Origin of the sequence: Companilactobacillus kimchii DSM 13961 = JCM 10707 (assembly GCF_001435445.1) — a bacterium.
Lineage (GTDB): Bacteria > Bacillota > Bacilli > Lactobacillales > Lactobacillaceae > Companilactobacillus > Companilactobacillus kimchii.
In genome coordinates this window covers 1-1,385 of sequence record NZ_AZDH01000015.1, presented here as the reverse complement: position 1 = coordinate 1,385, position 1,385 = coordinate 1, and the positions used below count along the sequence as shown (strand labels likewise).

1 protein-coding gene and 1 pseudogene are annotated in these 1,385 nt (G+C 32.7%); both read left to right on the top strand.

From position 1 onward, the window contains the following. Positions 1-500 (top strand): helix-turn-helix domain-containing protein (locus FC97_RS06885; protein WP_056967983.1); only part of this gene is annotated, 500 nt, incomplete at its 5' end. A gap of 5 nt (positions 501-505) precedes the next feature. After that, positions 506-1,348, top strand: a pseudogene (locus tag FC97_RS06880) (IS3 family transposase); the annotation flags it as partial. Between the last annotated feature and the right edge of the window lie 37 nt (positions 1,349-1,385).

The following is a 1,385-nucleotide window of genomic DNA, read 5'->3' as shown; positions in this document are numbered from 1 at the left end:
TAGTAAATGAATACTTTGATGGACAAATTTCTATACTTGGATTATCAAAAAAATATGGAATGCCCAGTAAATCACCGATTTATTACTGGGTCCATGAAGCGGAGGCAAATGGACTTAATTATTTGATAACTAAAAAATCTCATAAAGACTATTCTCAAGATTTTAAATTATCCGTGATAGAATATTATAAATTACATGAGATCAGTCGCCTTGATACTGCAATTTATTTCAAAATATCACCTAGCCAGGTTAATTCATGGATATATAGATATAATCACTATGGTGTTATTGGATTAAGGCGTCGTCCCAGAGGGAGACGACCGTTAATGGCCAAGAAAAAGAAGAAACAAACACGTTTAAATTCCACAAAAGAAGAGAAATATAAACAAGAAATTCTCGATCTAAAAGCTAAACTACATGATGCCGAAATGGACCGTGATATTTTAAAAGCACTAAAGACCTTGCGAGAAAACGATCACAACTCGAAAAAGCAAAATTAGTCAAATCATTACTTAAAAAATACAAGTTGAATGAGTTATTAACTAAGGTCGATCTACCAAGATCAACTTATTATGAACGACTTAGTAAAACTGATAAAACAGATAAATATGCTCAACTAAAAGAGTTTATTGTTAAAACATATCACGATTCAAACTCAACCTACGGTTATCGTCGAATCTGGAAAGAGTCTCTCAAGGTCGGATTCAAAAATTCTCCAGAAACAATTCGGCACTTAATGACCAAACTTAAATTAAAAGTAGTTATTTTTTCAAAACACACATCCGGTTACTGTTCCTATAGAGGTAACCTTGGAAAAATAGCTCCTAATACAATCAAACAGAAATTTACTGAGACAGAACCTTTAAAAGTATTACATACAGATGTAACTCAAATACGTTTGCGTAAAGACAAATGGGGCTATATATCCGCCGTGCTGGACCAGGCCAGCGGCGAAATATTATCTTATTCAATAAGTTTGAGTCCTAATAAATTACTAATATTAGATACACTAGAAAAATTGAAGCAAAATATAGTTCCCTCTTTAAAACCAATTCTTCACTCTGATCAAGGATGGCATTATCAACTCAAATATTATCGAGATACCCTAAAAACAATGGGTATTGAACAAAGTATGTCTCGAAAAGGCAATTGTCACGACAATGCCCCAATTGAGAGTTTCTTTAATCTGCTCAAAAGAGAATGCCTTTACAGGTATAATATCGATGACCTAACCGAGTTAAAGAACTTAGTCGCTAAATATATCAATTGGTACAACAATAAACGTATTTCTTTAAAGAAAAATGGACTATCCCCCGTAGAATACAGGGAACAATCCATGATTTTTTAAAACCTATAAAAATGTCTAACTTTTTTATTGCACTTCA